The sequence below is a fragment of the Nakamurella sp. genome (assembly GCF_048594475.1).
In the GTDB taxonomy this organism is placed as follows: Bacteria; Actinomycetota; Actinomycetes; order Mycobacteriales; family Nakamurellaceae; genus Nakamurella.
Genome location: NZ_JBMDXT010000184.1, coordinates 1 through 12438 on the forward strand (window position 1 = coordinate 1; position 12438 = coordinate 12438).

The 12438-nt window shown below is 71.2% G+C and carries 17 protein-coding genes and 1 pseudogene; 12 read left to right on the plus strand and 6 right to left on the minus strand.

What is annotated here, in order from left to right; genetic code table 11:
• The 3 genes from ACOJUF_RS08865 to ACOJUF_RS08875 form a co-directional block, all read left to right on the plus strand.
• On the plus strand, positions 1-492 hold a 492-nt coding region (locus ACOJUF_RS08865), incomplete at its 5' end, for a LuxR C-terminal-related transcriptional regulator (RefSeq protein WP_420121498.1).
• 77 nt (positions 493-569) lie between these two features.
• Positions 570-965: a CopG family transcriptional regulator gene (locus ACOJUF_RS08870; RefSeq protein WP_420121499.1), complete on the plus strand. Its 396-nt coding sequence runs from the start codon at positions 570-572 to the stop codon at positions 963-965.
• Positions 966-1064: 99 nt separating this feature from the next.
• A complete protein-coding gene (locus tag ACOJUF_RS08875; protein WP_420121500.1) occupies positions 1065-2444 on the plus strand; it encodes a PHB depolymerase family esterase in 1380 nt (459 codons plus the stop codon).
• A gap of 60 nt (positions 2445-2504) precedes the next feature.
• Here ACOJUF_RS08875 and ACOJUF_RS08880 read toward each other — a convergent pair whose 3' ends face one another.
• A complete protein-coding gene (locus ACOJUF_RS08880; protein ID WP_420121511.1) occupies positions 2505-2957 on the minus strand; it encodes a GNAT family N-acetyltransferase in 453 nt (150 codons plus the stop codon).
• Between the two features lie 41 nt (positions 2958-2998).
• A complete protein-coding gene (locus tag ACOJUF_RS08885) occupies positions 2999-3559 on the minus strand; it encodes an SRPBCC family protein (RefSeq protein WP_420121501.1) in 561 nt (186 codons plus the stop codon).
• Between the two features lie 473 nt (positions 3560-4032).
• Between ACOJUF_RS08885 and ACOJUF_RS08890 the strand changes: the two genes are divergently transcribed.
• Positions 4033-4608, plus strand: a complete 576-nt coding sequence (locus ACOJUF_RS08890) for an SAP domain-containing protein (RefSeq protein WP_420121502.1) — start codon at positions 4033-4035, stop codon at positions 4606-4608.
• Positions 4609-4674: 66 nt separating this feature from the next.
• Here the strand turns inward: ACOJUF_RS08890 and ACOJUF_RS08895 are convergent, their stop codons facing one another.
• The 4 genes from ACOJUF_RS08895 to ACOJUF_RS08910 all read right to left on the minus strand — a co-directional run bounded on the left by ACOJUF_RS08895 (position 4675) and on the right by ACOJUF_RS08910 (position 8200).
• Positions 4675-6465, minus strand: coding sequence for a thiamine pyrophosphate-requiring protein (locus ACOJUF_RS08895; protein ID WP_420121503.1), 1791 nt, complete (start codon positions 6463-6465; stop codon positions 4675-4677).
• A 211-nt stretch (positions 6466-6676) separates the two neighbouring features.
• Positions 6677-7039 (minus strand): hypothetical protein, encoded by a 363-nt coding sequence (locus ACOJUF_RS08900; protein ID WP_420121504.1) that lies wholly within the window; start codon positions 7037-7039, stop codon positions 6677-6679.
• Entirely contained in the window at positions 7036-7869 is an 834-nt protein-coding gene (locus ACOJUF_RS08905) for an MBL fold metallo-hydrolase (RefSeq protein ID WP_420121505.1), read from the minus strand. The genes ACOJUF_RS08900 and ACOJUF_RS08905 overlap by 4 nt, the downstream gene beginning before the upstream one ends.
• Positions 7870-7885: 16 nt before the next feature.
• A complete protein-coding gene (locus ACOJUF_RS08910) occupies positions 7886-8200 on the minus strand; it encodes an ANTAR domain-containing protein (RefSeq protein ID WP_420121506.1) in 315 nt (104 codons plus the stop codon).
• Between the two features lie 358 nt (positions 8201-8558).
• Between ACOJUF_RS08910 and ACOJUF_RS08915 the strand changes: the two are divergent.
• The 8 genes and pseudogenes from ACOJUF_RS08915 to ACOJUF_RS08950 all read left to right on the plus strand — a co-directional run.
• Positions 8559-9040, plus strand: a pseudogene (locus ACOJUF_RS08915) (DUF4383 domain-containing protein).
• 59 nt (positions 9041-9099) lie between these two features.
• Positions 9100-9309: a hypothetical protein gene (locus ACOJUF_RS08920; protein WP_420121514.1), complete on the plus strand. Its 210-nt coding sequence runs from the start codon at positions 9100-9102 to the stop codon at positions 9307-9309.
• Between the two features lie 122 nt (positions 9310-9431).
• The gene (locus ACOJUF_RS08925) at positions 9432-9692 is read left to right on the plus strand and encodes an FAD-dependent oxidoreductase (RefSeq protein WP_420121512.1); all 261 of its coding nucleotides are present in this window, start codon (positions 9432-9434) and stop codon (positions 9690-9692) included.
• A gap of 32 nt (positions 9693-9724) precedes the next feature.
• Positions 9725-10582: an FAD-dependent oxidoreductase gene (locus tag ACOJUF_RS08930; RefSeq protein WP_420121507.1), complete on the plus strand. Its 858-nt coding sequence runs from the start codon at positions 9725-9727 to the stop codon at positions 10580-10582.
• Positions 10583-10602: 20 nt separating this feature from the next.
• A complete protein-coding gene (locus ACOJUF_RS08935; RefSeq protein WP_420121508.1) occupies positions 10603-10896 on the plus strand; it encodes a DUF3040 domain-containing protein in 294 nt (97 codons plus the stop codon).
• Between the two features lie 295 nt (positions 10897-11191).
• Positions 11192-11917 carry a hypothetical protein gene (locus ACOJUF_RS08940; RefSeq protein ID WP_420121509.1) on the plus strand — a complete coding sequence of 242 codons (726 nt, stop codon included), beginning with the start codon at positions 11192-11194 and terminating at the stop codon, positions 11915-11917.
• Positions 11914-12366 (plus strand): phage holin family protein, encoded by a 453-nt coding sequence (locus tag ACOJUF_RS08945; RefSeq protein ID WP_420121510.1) that lies wholly within the window; start codon positions 11914-11916, stop codon positions 12364-12366. Before ACOJUF_RS08940 ends, ACOJUF_RS08945 begins: the two co-directional genes overlap by 4 nt.
• The coding region (locus ACOJUF_RS08950) for a DUF3618 domain-containing protein (protein WP_420121513.1) at positions 12363-12438 on the plus strand (76 nt) is incomplete at its 3' end. The genes ACOJUF_RS08945 and ACOJUF_RS08950, both read left to right, overlap by 4 nt.

Below are 12438 nucleotides of genomic sequence, written 5' to 3' on the forward strand. Positions count from 1 at the left end.
GCGCTCCGGCCGGACGTGGTGCTTAGGGACCGGCGGAGGCCGGGGGGCGACGCCGGCCCCGCGACCCGGGAGATCGTGGCCGCCGGGCTGTCCCGCGTCGTCGTGCTGACCACCTACGAGACCGACCAGGACATCCTGCGAGCGGTGGAGGCGGGCGCCACCGGTTACCTGCTCAAGGACATCGCGCCCGACGACCTGGCCCGATCGGTGCGGGCCGCCGCGCGCGGCGAGACCGTCCTCGCGCCGTCCGCCCAGGGTGCGCTGCTGCACCGCATCCAGCAGCCGGCGGCGGCACCCCCCGCCCTGTCCGCGCGGGAGATCGCCGTTCTGAGCCATGCCGCCGACGGTCGCACGAACGCCGCCATCGGTTCCGCGATGCACATCAGTGAGACCACGGTGAAGACCTACCTCGCCCGGGCCTTCGACAAGCTCGGGGTCTCCGATCGCACCTCGGCCGTCCGCCGGGCGATCGAACTGGGGCTGATCCGATGATCCGACCCTCCTGACGACCATCTCTTGACCATCCCCGGGGATGGTGTACCGTTGGTCGTGTTGGAGAGGACGGAGCCATGGCCGAACCGGAGAAGACCGAGAAGATCACCATCAACATCGGTCTGGTCGATCTCGGTGAGATCGACCTGCTGGTCGGCGAGGGCTTCTACGCCAACCGCACCGACTTCATCCGCACCGCGATCCGGCGACAGTTGGAAAGCCGGTCGGCGGCGGTGAAGGAGACCGTCGAGCGCCGCACCCTGGCGCTCGGCACGGTCCGGCTCGACCGCGCGCAGCTGGAATCACTGCGCGCCCAGGGCCGGACGGTCGAACTCCGCGTGCTCGGACTGGGCATCGTGGACGACGACGTCACCCCGGAACTCGCCCTGGCCACCATCGCCGGCGTCGAGGTCCTCGGCGCGTTCCGCGCGTCGCGGGCGGTCAAGGCCGCCCTCGCCCCGCGCATCCGCTGACCCGAGAAACGGGTCGGCGCCGGCCGGATCAACCGCGATCCGGATCGGCCCGGCCGCACTCCCGCGGCCGGGCTCCCCCGTACCTCCGACAGGAGAATCATGTCCCCCACCTGCTCGTCGCTGCCCCCTGCCCTGAATCGGTTGCGCGACCGCCTGTCCGGCCTTTCTCCTCGCCTGCGATCGGACGGACCGCTACCCGACCCGACCGGCATCCTGGCCCAACTCGGCCTGGCCGGCGGGCTGCCGGCCGCCGCCGGTCGGACCACACCCGCTGCCGCGCAGTCGTTTTCCCCCGACGCCTGCCCGCCGACCGGCGCCCCACCGACCACTGAGGGACCCCCGCTGCGCCGGCTCGGCACCCGGCCCGGGCCCAGCGGGCTGCCCGGCCTGGCCTCGCTGCCCAGCCTGGATTCCCGGCCTGGCCTGGCTGACCTGCCCGGCCTGGCCTCGCTGCCCAGCCTGGATTCCCTGCCCGGCCTGGATTCCCTACCCGGCCTGGCCTCGCTACCCGGTCTTGATTCCCTGCCCGGCCTGGATTCCCTGCCCGGCCTCGATTCCCTACCCGGCCTGGCCGCTCGACCCGGGAGGCCCGGGGCCGGCCGGCCGGCCGCGGGCGAGGCGGCCCAGCGGGAGGCCGCGGAGGCCGGCGGCGAGTTGCGGCGCATGTCCTATCAGGGTCCCGCGGGCGCCCGGGAGTACCTGCTGTACGTGCCGACCGGTGAACGGGACCGGCCGGTGCCGCTGCTGGTGATGTTGCACGGTGGCACCCAGACCGCGCTGGACTTCGCCGCCGGGACCGGCATGAACCGGCTGGCCGAGGAGCGCGGCTTCCTCGTCGCCTATCCCGAGCAGAGCCGGCAGGCGAATGCGCGGGGCTACTGGAACTGGTTCCGACCCGAGGACCAGTCGGCCGGCTTGGGCGAACCGGCCATCCTGGCCGGCATCGTCGAGCAGGTCCGGCGCGATCACGAGATCGACTCGGATGCCGTCTATGTCGCCGGCCTCTCGGCCGGCGGGGCGATGGCGGCGGTGCTGGCCGCCACCTATCCCGACCAGATCGCCGGCGTGGCCGTGCATTCGGGTCTTGGCTACCGCGCGGCCACCGATCTGCCATCGGCCTTCGCCGCGATGCAGGGCGGCGGGCGGCCCGGCACGGGGCCGAAACCGGTGCGCACCATGGTCATCCACGGCACCGACGACCGGTTGGTGGCGCCGGCCAACGCCGACCAGATCGTCGACGCCGCCCGAACCGGAGTGCCGGGCCTGACCCGGCACCGCACGGAACATCCGAGTTCGGCCACCACCCGCGGGTACGTCGTCGAGAGCCACCGCGACGCAACCGGACTCGTCCAGGTCGAGGCGTGGCGGGTCGAGGGAGGCGGCCACTGCTGGTTCGGCGGGCATCCGGCCGGCAGCTACACCGACCCGTCCGGACCGGATGCCTCCGCCGGCATCGTGGACTTCTTCCTCGGACACTGAGCGGTGGGGCCGGCGCCGTCCACCGGTCGCCGGCCCGGCCCCGCCGGTGCGCCGCTCGACTCAGTCCTCCAGTTCGACCAGCAATCCATCGGCGGTCCAGACCACCACGGCCCCGAACGCCCGGAACAGGCTCATCACCTGCCGATTGTCGGCGGCCACGGCGGTGAGGATCCGTTTCGCCGGCCGAGGCCGGTGCGCGGCCAGCAGGCCACTGAGCACGGTGCCCAGCCCGGCTCCCTGGTAGTCGTCGGCGACGGCCATGCCGACGTCCAGGGTGTCCGGGTCCTGGGCATCGCGCAGGATCCGGGCGACCCCGACCAGCCGTCCGGACTCGTCGAAGGCGGCGAAGGCGACGTGATCCACCCCGTCGACCGAGTCGATCAGGTGGCGCAGCGCGGGCGCCCCGAGCGCGCGCGGCGCCGACCCGAACCTGAGCCGCTTCGACCTGGCCGACAACTGCTCGAACGCGGCGACGAGCGCGGCTCCGTCACCGGGCTCGATGGGCCGGATCATCACGGACCGACCGTCGCGCAACCGTTGCCGCACGGGACCGGTCAACCGATCCGGCGCCGGGCCGGCTCCGGCGCCCGACCGGCGTCCTGGATCGACCGTCGATGCTCGAGCACGTGCTGCCCTTCGGCGACCATCGCGAGCCGCCGCAGTGTCTCCTGATGACGCGAGATCAGGAATCGGTCCCGAATGCGTCCCGGGACCAGGCCAACCGGGCCACCGGCGGCATCCTCCGCGATCCGCACGATGCTGCCGTGGGAGTCGTTGGCGCTCAACATGATCCGTAGCCGGGTGGTACCGACCGGCCAGGCACGGGTGCCGAGCACCAGCAGCCGTCCCGGCTGGCCGGCGAGCACCTCGACGTGTCCGTCGACGGCGATGGGCCAAGCACCGGCCCGATGGCGCAGCCGGCTCCCGACCGCCGGCCACGCGCGGTCGACCTCCCCGACCCGGGTCGTGCCGACGGCCCAGGTGGCGTACCGCCAACCGTCGGCCAGCACCGCCCACACCTGGCCCGGGGACGCGTGCACGCGGCGGGTCACCATCACCCGGCCATCGGCCAGAGTCGCGGTGCTCGTGTGCAGATCCGGAAGTGCCGTGGGCACGGTCATCACCATCCAGTGGGTGTCGAGGAAATGCGGTGGTCGGCCGTTGACCGAGGACGAACCCGAGGGTCCCCACGCGCCGTGTGCTCGACAGCGTGACTCATGGTCAGTACCCCCGACCGGCCGGGCGCAAACAGCCGCCCGGCTCACCCGGTCCGGGCGGGGTGCCACCGGCGGCGTCATGAGGGCGGTCAGCGACCCGGAATGACACCGAGCAGATTCCTTTTCCGCCTCAGGCATTTTCCCGGCCATTGGAGGATAAGCATGGGTCAGCCGCTCGACCACCTCCTTAGGGGTGAAAAATGTTCGTTCACCGGGGCCGAGAAATGCGTTGATGAACGACGTCACACTTGTCTGGAATCGCTTGCACGACAGGCCTACTCTCGTCGGCGTGGCTTCGGTTACCTCTCAGTGACGGTCCTGCCGACCGCCGCCGGAATCGCCACCCCATCACGAACGCAAAGGGAGAGACTGTGACCAGCACCGAGTCCTCTGCGGCCATCGCCGACCAGGCCCGCACCGCCATCGAGCGGTCGGCCCGCATCTGGCATCAGAGCACCCAGCAATTCTCCGATCAGGTCGACGCGGTCACGATCGTCCCCCAGGTCGACCTGTCGCACGCCGTTCAACGGTATTTCCAGTACCTGGAGGACGGACTGGAGGTCAACCGCGGACTGGTGCGGAAGTGGATCGACTACACCTGGAGCTCGCTGGACGACCTCACCCGGGTCGGCCTGGAATCGATGACCGGATTTGCCCGCGGGCATGGCGAGGCCATCGGTACCTGGATCTCCGCCGAGTCCGACATCGCCCGGGACGCGGTCGCCGATCAGGCGCAGGAAGCCGAGCGGGTGCAGGCCGAGCAGGTGCGTGAGCAGCGGCGCGTCGAGCGGGCGCAGGCTCGGGATGCCCATCGCCGCGCACGCGAACGCTACGAGGGGATGACCAAGGCCGAACTGGTCGACCAGCTGGCCGAGCGGGAGCTGCCCAAGACGGGCACCGTCGAGGAACTGATCGAGCGGCTGGTGGCCGCGGACGGCCAGGACTGACGCGCGGGGCGCCGGGGCGGCACCTGCCCCGGCCCCCCGGGCCGGCCACCGACCGAAGCGACGACCTCACTCCGCCGGATCGTCGCCCTCATGACCGGCATAGATGTCCAGCAATCGTCGCGCCCGGTGGCCGGCCTCGCCCTCGGCGGCGATGCCCGCTCGCATCTGCTCGAGCGCGGCCGCGCCGGCCGGGAACGGGGCCAGCAACGGGACCGCCGGGTCGGTGAGCACCTCGATGACGGCGGGTCGATCGGCCGACAACGCCTGGTCCCAGGCGTCGCCCAGCCGCTCGGGCTGCTCGATCCGGATGCCGCGCAGCCCCAGCAGCTCGGCGTAGGCGGCGTAGGGGAACCGGGGCAGTTCCTGGCTGTCCGGGAACACCGGCTCACCCTCCATTTCCCGCTGCTCCCAGGACACCTCGGCCAGATCGGCGTTGTGCAGCACGCAGACGACGAAACGCGGGTCCGACCACCGGCGCCACATCCGGGACACGGTGATCAGCTCGGCCACCCCCGTCATCTGCATGGCCCCGTCTCCGGTCAACGCGACCAGCGGCCGGTGCGGATGCAGCAGCTTGGCCGCGATCCCGTACGGGATCGAACAGCCCATGCTGGCCAGCGTTCCGGACAGGTGGGCCGGAACCCCGGCCGGCAGGCGCAGGTGCCGCGCGTACCAGTAGACGCAGCTGCCCACGTCGACGGCGACCTGAGCGTCCTGCGGCAGGCGCGGGTTCAACTCGTACATCACCCGCTCCGGGTTCACCGGTTCGGCCGCCGTCATGGCCCGGGTACGGGCGAGGATGTGCCAGTCTCGGACAGCGTTCTCGACATCGGTTCGCCAGCGGTCGTTGTCGTGCGGGGCGAGCCGCTCGCGCAGGGCGGCCAGCGTGGCGGCCGCGTCACCGACCAGGCTGACCTGGACCGGGTACCGGTTACCGACCGCGCGGCCGTCGATGTCGATCTGGACGGCCCGGGCCTGCCCCGGGGGTGGGTAGAACTCGGTCCACGGATCGTTGGATCCGACGATCAGCAGCGTGTCGCAGGTACCCAGCACGAACGCACTCGCCGTCGTCCCCAGGTGCCCCATCGTGCCGGCCACGAACGGCAGTTCCTCGTCGACCCAGGGCTTGCCGAGCAGGCTGGTGACGATCCCGGCGTCCAGCGCACGGGCCACCGCGAGCACCTCGTCCCGCGCGTGCCGCGCCCCCTGACCGACAAGCATCGCCACCCGGGATCCGACGTCCAGCACTTCCGTCGCGGCCGACAGCTCGTCGTCCCCGGGGAGCACCCGGGGCGCCGCCCAGGCCGGCGCCGTCACCACGATGCCGTGCTGCTGCGGCAGGTCGGCCGGCGGCTCCTTCTGCACGTCGTGGGGGACGATCACCACCGCGGGCGCGCGTTCGGTCAGCGCGGCCCGGAACGCCCGGTCCAGCACCATGGGCAGCTGCTCGGCGGAACTGACCAGCTGCGAGAACGCGGCGACGTCCTTGACCAGGGCCGGCAGGTCGATTTCCTGCATGTACGACGATCCCAGCACGCTGGTGCTCTGCTGGCCGATGATCGCGACCACCGGCACATGGTCGAGCTTGGCGTCGTACAGGCCGTTGAGCAGGTGGACCGCCCCCGGGCCCTGGGTCGACGTCACCACACCGACCTCACCGGAGTACTTCGCATGGCCGACCGCCATGAACGCGGCGTTCTCCTCGTGCCGGGCCTGCACGAACTCGACCCGGTCCCGGCCGCGCCGCAACGCCCCCATGAAGGCGTTGATGCCGTCCCCGCTGTATCCGAAGACCCGCCGGACGCCCCAGCTCTCCAGACGATCGACGATCAGATCGGCCACCGTTCGGTCCGCCATTCTCGGCTCCCTTCCGCCGGTGCCCTTCGTGCCCTTACCGGCCGCCCCTCAACCGTTCGCCAGGCCGTCTTCACCCCCCTGCGGTTCCAGCATCTCGACCCACACGGCGATCCTGACGGATCGATCGACGGCTGGCGTCGGCATCTGTCCCTCAACGGCAAGGCGGAACTGCCCAGGTTCCGCGTCGTTCGGGACCGATGAGTCCGGACGCTCACTCGCAGTCGTGCGGACGGCTGGCGGAAACCCAGCCGGCGATCCAGGCCGCCTCGATGACGGCATCCACCAGGTAGACCTTGCTGATCCGGCCGCGCCCGGCGTAGACCACGTCGATCAGGGCCATGGTCAGCGCCGTCCCCACCCCCAGGCGGGCCGCTTGGCGGATCTCCCCGGGGGCCGGGCCGGCGGTGAGCTGAACGGTGCCGTTGACCACGAGCAGCCCGGCCACGGTCCGCACCAGCCACCGGTCGACCTTCGGCCCGAGCACCGCCTCGAAGCTGCGCAGATGCAGCAGCGCCCATGCTCCGGACAGCACGTTGAAGGTCCCGTGAGCGCGACTCAGCGTACGCGGGTTCATCGCCCGTCCGTTCCGGGTCGGTCACCGGTCAACGGCACCGTCTGGCCGCGCTCGACGAAACGAACCCGGTCACCCCACCCCCGGCGCAGCACCTCGGCCCGGAAATCATCCAGAGGTGAGGCGAACACCGGGTAGTCGTCGTAGTGGATCGGAATGGTGCGGTCGGCATCGATCAGCTGCATCGCGTCGGCCCCTTGACGGCCGTCCATCGTCACCATCAGGCCGCCGGGCAGCCGGGTCCCACCCAGATGCAGCACGCCGGTGTCGATTCGCGGGAATCGCCGGGGTATCTCGCGCAGTTCCTCAACCAGGAGGGTGTCGCCGGACAGGTAGACCCGCAGGTCGACCGGCCCGCCGAGATCCGAGAACTCCAGCATCGAGCCCATCACCGGGGGAAGAAGGCGCCGGAGCGGTCCAGGAGCGTGCCGGGCAGGGAGCGCGGTGATCCGCACGGTGGTCCGTCCGGCGGACAGCACATGGGAAGTCCAGGTGCGCAGTCCGATGGCCCGCGGGTACCCCCGCCACTGGAGGCGACGAGCCGCATGCGGGGTGGTCACGACGGGCAGATCGTGGTCCAGGCCTCGATGGGCCACCCGGTCCCAATGGTCCCCGTGCAGGTGGGACAGCACGATCGCGGACAGCTCCGGCAGCTGGTCGACGGTCATCGCCGGATCGGTCCGGCGCGCGGAGGACAGGCCGTATCCCAGATAGGCCCGTTGTCCCCGGTGCAGGAAGTTCGGGTCGGTGAGCAGGGCCAGCTCGCCGAAGCGGATGATCGTGGTGGCCGTGCCGATGAACGTCAGCGACCCGGGTTCGGCGGAAGAGGTCATCGCGGCACCGTCGCCGTCATCCGGCCGTTGGCAGGGCACCGGTGCGCACCAGATGCGCAGCCACGTCCCGGAGCTTGATGGTGGCCCGTTGCGAGGCACGCGACAACACCGTGAATGCACCGTCCTCGGAAACCTTCAGCCGTTCCATCAGGATGCCCTTCGCCTGCTCGATGACGCCGCGGGAGGCCATGGCCGCTCGCACGTTCGCGAGATCCTGCGCCGTGCTGGTGGTTCGTTCCGCATTCATCACGGCCAGCGCGATCCAGCCGGCCACCTCCTGCCCCAGCACCAGATCCTCGTCGGAGAAGGCGACCGGCACCGACGCGTACATGTTCAGCGCCCCGACGAACTCCGACCGGAACGGCGACGGAACCGACAACGAACTCAGGACCCCGCGACCGGCGGCATGGCTGGCTCTGCGCCCTTCTGCGGGACCGGGCCGGCCGCCCGCGCGGGTGCAGTACCCGGTCTCCGATCGCGTCAACCTGGGCCGACCCGGGTTCCGCCGCGACGCATGTGGACGGCCGACTTGACGGGACCGTCACGTCAGCCGGGCCGGTGCAACCCTCGCCCGAACGGGTTTGGGCCGCCGAACCGAGCGGAACTGACTGATCGACCGACCGGGGACGCCGGGGTCATCGGGACGGTCACCGGTCCCCGGCATCACGTCCGTATCCAGGGAGGACACCATGACCAACCCGCCCAGGACTCCGACCCGAGCCCGCCGCACGGCCGCCCAGCCGACCGCCCTGGTCGTCGGTGTGGTGTTCCTGTCGTCGGGATCGCCGGTTTCATCCCCGGCGTGACGACCAACTTCGACACCATCACCTTTGCCGGGCATCACTCCCAAGCCCTCCTGCTCGGTGTGTTCCAGGTGTCGATTCTGCACAACATCGCCCACCTGGTCTTCGGTGTCGCCGGGATCGCGATGGCCCGGACCCACCACGCCGCCCGGTCCTACCTGATCGGCGGCGGCATCGTCTACCTGCTTCTCTTCGCCTACGGATTGATCGTCGACCGGGCCAGCGAGGCGAACGTCGTCCCGCTGAACGACGCCGACAACTGGCTCCATCTCGTGCTGGGCGCCGGCATGGTCGTCCTCGGGCTCGCGCTGGGCCGCCGCCCGCACGACGACGTCGATCGCACGACCGCCCGATCGTCCACCGCCTGATCAACCACCCCTGATCAACCACCGCCGACCCGTCACCGCATTCCCGGAGGGAACGACCGATGTCCGAGCCGAATTCACTGCAGAACGTCGAGGGGATGGCATCGCCCGACACACCCGACGACGTCGAGCGACTCGCCGACCTGGACGACGCATGGGCCTCCTCCCCGCTCACCGACCCGGTCGAGGCACAGGACCCCGCGGCGCAACCGATTGCCGCGCAAGGGGATTCGGACCGGCCGGACACCGCGGCCCGCCGATCGGACTTCTGATCCGGTGCCCCCGATGCAGTCCCTGTGGCTGGACCGCCCGCCCGCCCGGGCCGGTTCCGGCGGCGGCACCGGACGACGGCGCGGAGTTCGACGTCGTCGTCGTCGGTGCCGGCCTCACCGGCCTGACGACGGCCGTGCTGCTGGCGCGGGCCGGGATGTCCGTGGCTGTCATGGAGGCCAGGCAGGTCGGGGCCGGCACCACCGGGCACAGCACAGCGAAGGTCAGTGTGCTGCAGGGCACCCGGTTGTCCGCCATCCGGCGGCGACATTCGGCGGCGATCGCGCGGCAGTACGTCGAGGCCAATGTCGAGGGTCAGCAATGGCTCCAACGCTACTGCGAGCACCACGACATTGCTATGCAGGCCAGGACGGCCTACACCTGACCGTACGCATCGACTCGGCGACGGTGCACGCTGTGACGGTCGTGCTGGCGACCGGAGTCCCCATCATGGACCGGGGTGGATTCTGGGCCCGGCTGCAGCCGATGCGCTCCTACGCAGCGGCGTTCCGGATGGCCGGACCCGTGCCCCAGGGGATGTACCTATCGGCGGATTCGCCGACCCGGTCGATCCGATCTGCCCCGTGGGGCGCCGAGGAACTGCTGCTGACCGGCGGCAATGACCATGTCGTGGGCCGAGCGGATCATCCGGCGGCCCATGTGCGGGACCTGGTCGACTGGACGACCCGACGGTTCCCCGGCGCCGAGCCGACCCACACGTGGTCGGCCCAGGACTATCACGCCGATCACGACCTGCCCTTCATCGGACCTCTCACCCCCGGACACGACCAGGCGCTCGTGGCCACCGGTTTCGACAAATGGGGGATGACGTTGGGCGTCGCCTCGGGCGTTGCGCTGTCCAGCCGGATTCTCGGCGGTCGCACGGAGTGGGCGAGCGCGCTGGAAACCTGGTCCACCCGCGAGGCCTCCGGGATCGGCCCGGCGATCAAGGCGAATGTGTCCGTGGGCGCGGAGATGGTCGGTGGGTGGACCAGATCGCTGCTGTCCCCTCGGGACGAGCGCCCGCCCGCACCGGGGCAGGGCCGGGTCGAACGCCACCAGGTCAATCCCGAGGCCGTGTGCACGGTCGACGGGCGGACGCTGCGGCGCTCGGCCGGCACCCATCTCGGGGGCATCGTGACGTGGAACGACGCCGAACTCTCGTGGGACTGCCCGCTGCACGGATCCCGGTTCGCCCCGGACGGCTCGGTTCTCGAAGGCCCGGCCACCAAGGACCTGCCGACCCGCAACGACGACGGCCGGGAACGCCCGTAGGACCACCATCTGGAGGAACCATGTCGCTGACCAACGAGGAGCAGCGCGCGCTGGAACAGATCGAGCGTGAACTCCGTCGCGGGGATCCGGTGCTGGCCGACCGGATGGAGACGGCACCGACCAACGAGCAGCGGCGTCGCCGCGTCGTCATGGCCCGCCGGACCGCCTGGCTCGGCGCGGCCGTGCTGATGATCGGCCTCGTGGCCGCGCAGGGCATCCTCTCCCTGGGTGCGGTTGTCGCCGGCTACGGGCTGGTGATCATGCTGCTGTCCTTCGGCGTCGCCGCCTACAACCGGAGCCGATGGACCGCTTGACCCGCCGGACGGGATTGGAACGGCGAGCCCCCGGGAACGCTTCTTTGCGTTGAAAGTGCCTGACCCCGCGGCATACTCGTGTTGCGGTTCGGGCCGGACTTCGGTGTCTCACGCCGCCGAGAAGGGATGCGTCATGACGTCAGGATGGAGCCCACCGAACGAGAGTCCGGTCGGCCGGGGCACGGTCGATCCGACACTGGCGGCCGTCGGGTACCCCGACGAGTACCGGCCGCTGCCGACGGATCCGTCGGCCGGTTCTCCGCTGGGAGCACCGGGATCGGTTCCGACTTCAGGGATGTCGAGCCCCGGGAGCACGACCACCGGCACCCCGTCCACCGGGACATCGACCACCGGGACGGCCCGCCACGAGGCCGGGGAGGTGGCTGCCACCGCGAAGGACGCCGGCACCCAGGTGGTCCAGTCCGCCAAGGAGCAGGTTGGCGAGGTGACCAAGGAGGCGGGTCGCCAGGCCCGTGATCTGCTCGATCAGCTGCGGAGCGAGGCGACCGACCAGGCCGCCACCCAGCAGGAGCGAGCCGCCGGCGGCCTGCGCTCCCTGGCGGACGAGCTGTCGGGCATGGCACGCCGTTCGGACCAGGATGGTCCCGCCACCGACCTGGCCCGGCAGGCCGCAGGCCGGCTTCAGGACGTCGCCCAGTGGCTCGAGCAGCGCGATCCGGGTGATGTGCTGGACGAGGTACGGGCCTTCGCCCGCCGTCGCCCGGGCGCCTACCTCGCCCTGGCCGCCGGAGCCGGTTTGCTCGCCGGACGCCTGACCCGCGGGCTGGCGAGCCACGACGACAGCCCGCCCGACCGCACCGGGACAGCCCCTTCCCGGCCGACCCGGGGCGTCGCCGCACCGGACCGGTACCCCGAGTTCCCCACGACCGAAGACGTTCTCCAGCAGTCGGCCGTCGCTCCCCCGCCGGTCGTCGGGTCGGGGGCCATCGGTCTGACCGATCCGCCGGGAGCGCCGTTCCCCGGATCCGCCCCGGGCAGCCTGGGAGATATTCCGCGATGAGCACCGCCCACACGCCGACACCGACCGGGACGACACCGACCGGGACCACCCCGACCGGGCCGACCGCCGGCGACCGGTCCCTGGGCGAGCTGATCTCCGAGGTGACCGAGGACCTGTCCACCCTGATGCGGCAAGAAGTCGAGCTGGCCAAGGCGGAGCTTGCGCAGTCCGCGCGGCGGGCCGGCAAGGCGGCCGGACTGTTCAGCGGGTCCGCAGTCGCCGGACACTTTGCGCTGATGTTCCTGTCGGTCGCCCTGTGGTGGGCCCTCGGCTCCGCGATCGGCCTGGGTTGGTCCGGTCTGGTCGTCGGCATCCTGTGGGCCATCGCGGCGGCAGTTCTCGCCGCCGCCGGCCGATCGTCCCTCAAGTCCGTCCGCGGACTGCCCCGCACCACGGCGACCGTCAAGAAGATCCCGGATGCTCTGAAAGGAAACGAGAGCCAGCCATGACCAGTGACCCGGAACAGATCCGACGCGACATCCAACGCACCCGGAGCGAACTCAGCGACGACGTCAATGCGC

Bases quoted from the DNA above. Each gene is read 5' to 3' on its own strand.
- ACOJUF_RS08870 (WP_420121499.1), top strand. From the start codon at position 570: ATGGCCGAACCGGAGAAGACCGAGAAGATCACCATCAACATCGGTCTG.
- ACOJUF_RS08875 (WP_420121500.1), top strand. From the start codon at position 1,065: ATGTCCCCCACCTGCTCGTCGCTGCCCCCTGCCCTGAATCGGTTGCGC.
- ACOJUF_RS08880 (WP_420121511.1), bottom strand. From the start codon at position 2,957: ATGATCCGGCCCATCGAGCCCGGTGACGGAGCCGCGCTCGTCGCCGCG.
- ACOJUF_RS08895 (WP_420121503.1), bottom strand. From the start codon at position 6,465: ATGGCGGACCGAACGGTGGCCGATCTGATCGTCGATCGTCTGGAGAGC.
- ACOJUF_RS08900 (WP_420121504.1), bottom strand. From the start codon at position 7,039: ATGAACCCGCGTACGCTGAGTCGCGCTCACGGGACCTTCAACGTGCTG.
- ACOJUF_RS08905 (WP_420121505.1), bottom strand. From the start codon at position 7,869: ATGACCTCTTCCGCCGAACCCGGGTCGCTGACGTTCATCGGCACGGCC.
- ACOJUF_RS08910 (WP_420121506.1), bottom strand. From the start codon at position 8,200: ATGTACGCGTCGGTGCCGGTCGCCTTCTCCGACGAGGATCTGGTGCTG.
- ACOJUF_RS08920 (WP_420121514.1), top strand. From the start codon at position 9,100: ATGTCCGAGCCGAATTCACTGCAGAACGTCGAGGGGATGGCATCGCCC.
- ACOJUF_RS08935 (WP_420121508.1), top strand. From the start codon at position 10,603: ATGTCGCTGACCAACGAGGAGCAGCGCGCGCTGGAACAGATCGAGCGT.
- ACOJUF_RS08940 (WP_420121509.1), top strand. From the start codon at position 11,192: ATGTCGAGCCCCGGGAGCACGACCACCGGCACCCCGTCCACCGGGACA.
- ACOJUF_RS08945 (WP_420121510.1), top strand. From the start codon at position 11,914: ATGAGCACCGCCCACACGCCGACACCGACCGGGACGACACCGACCGGG.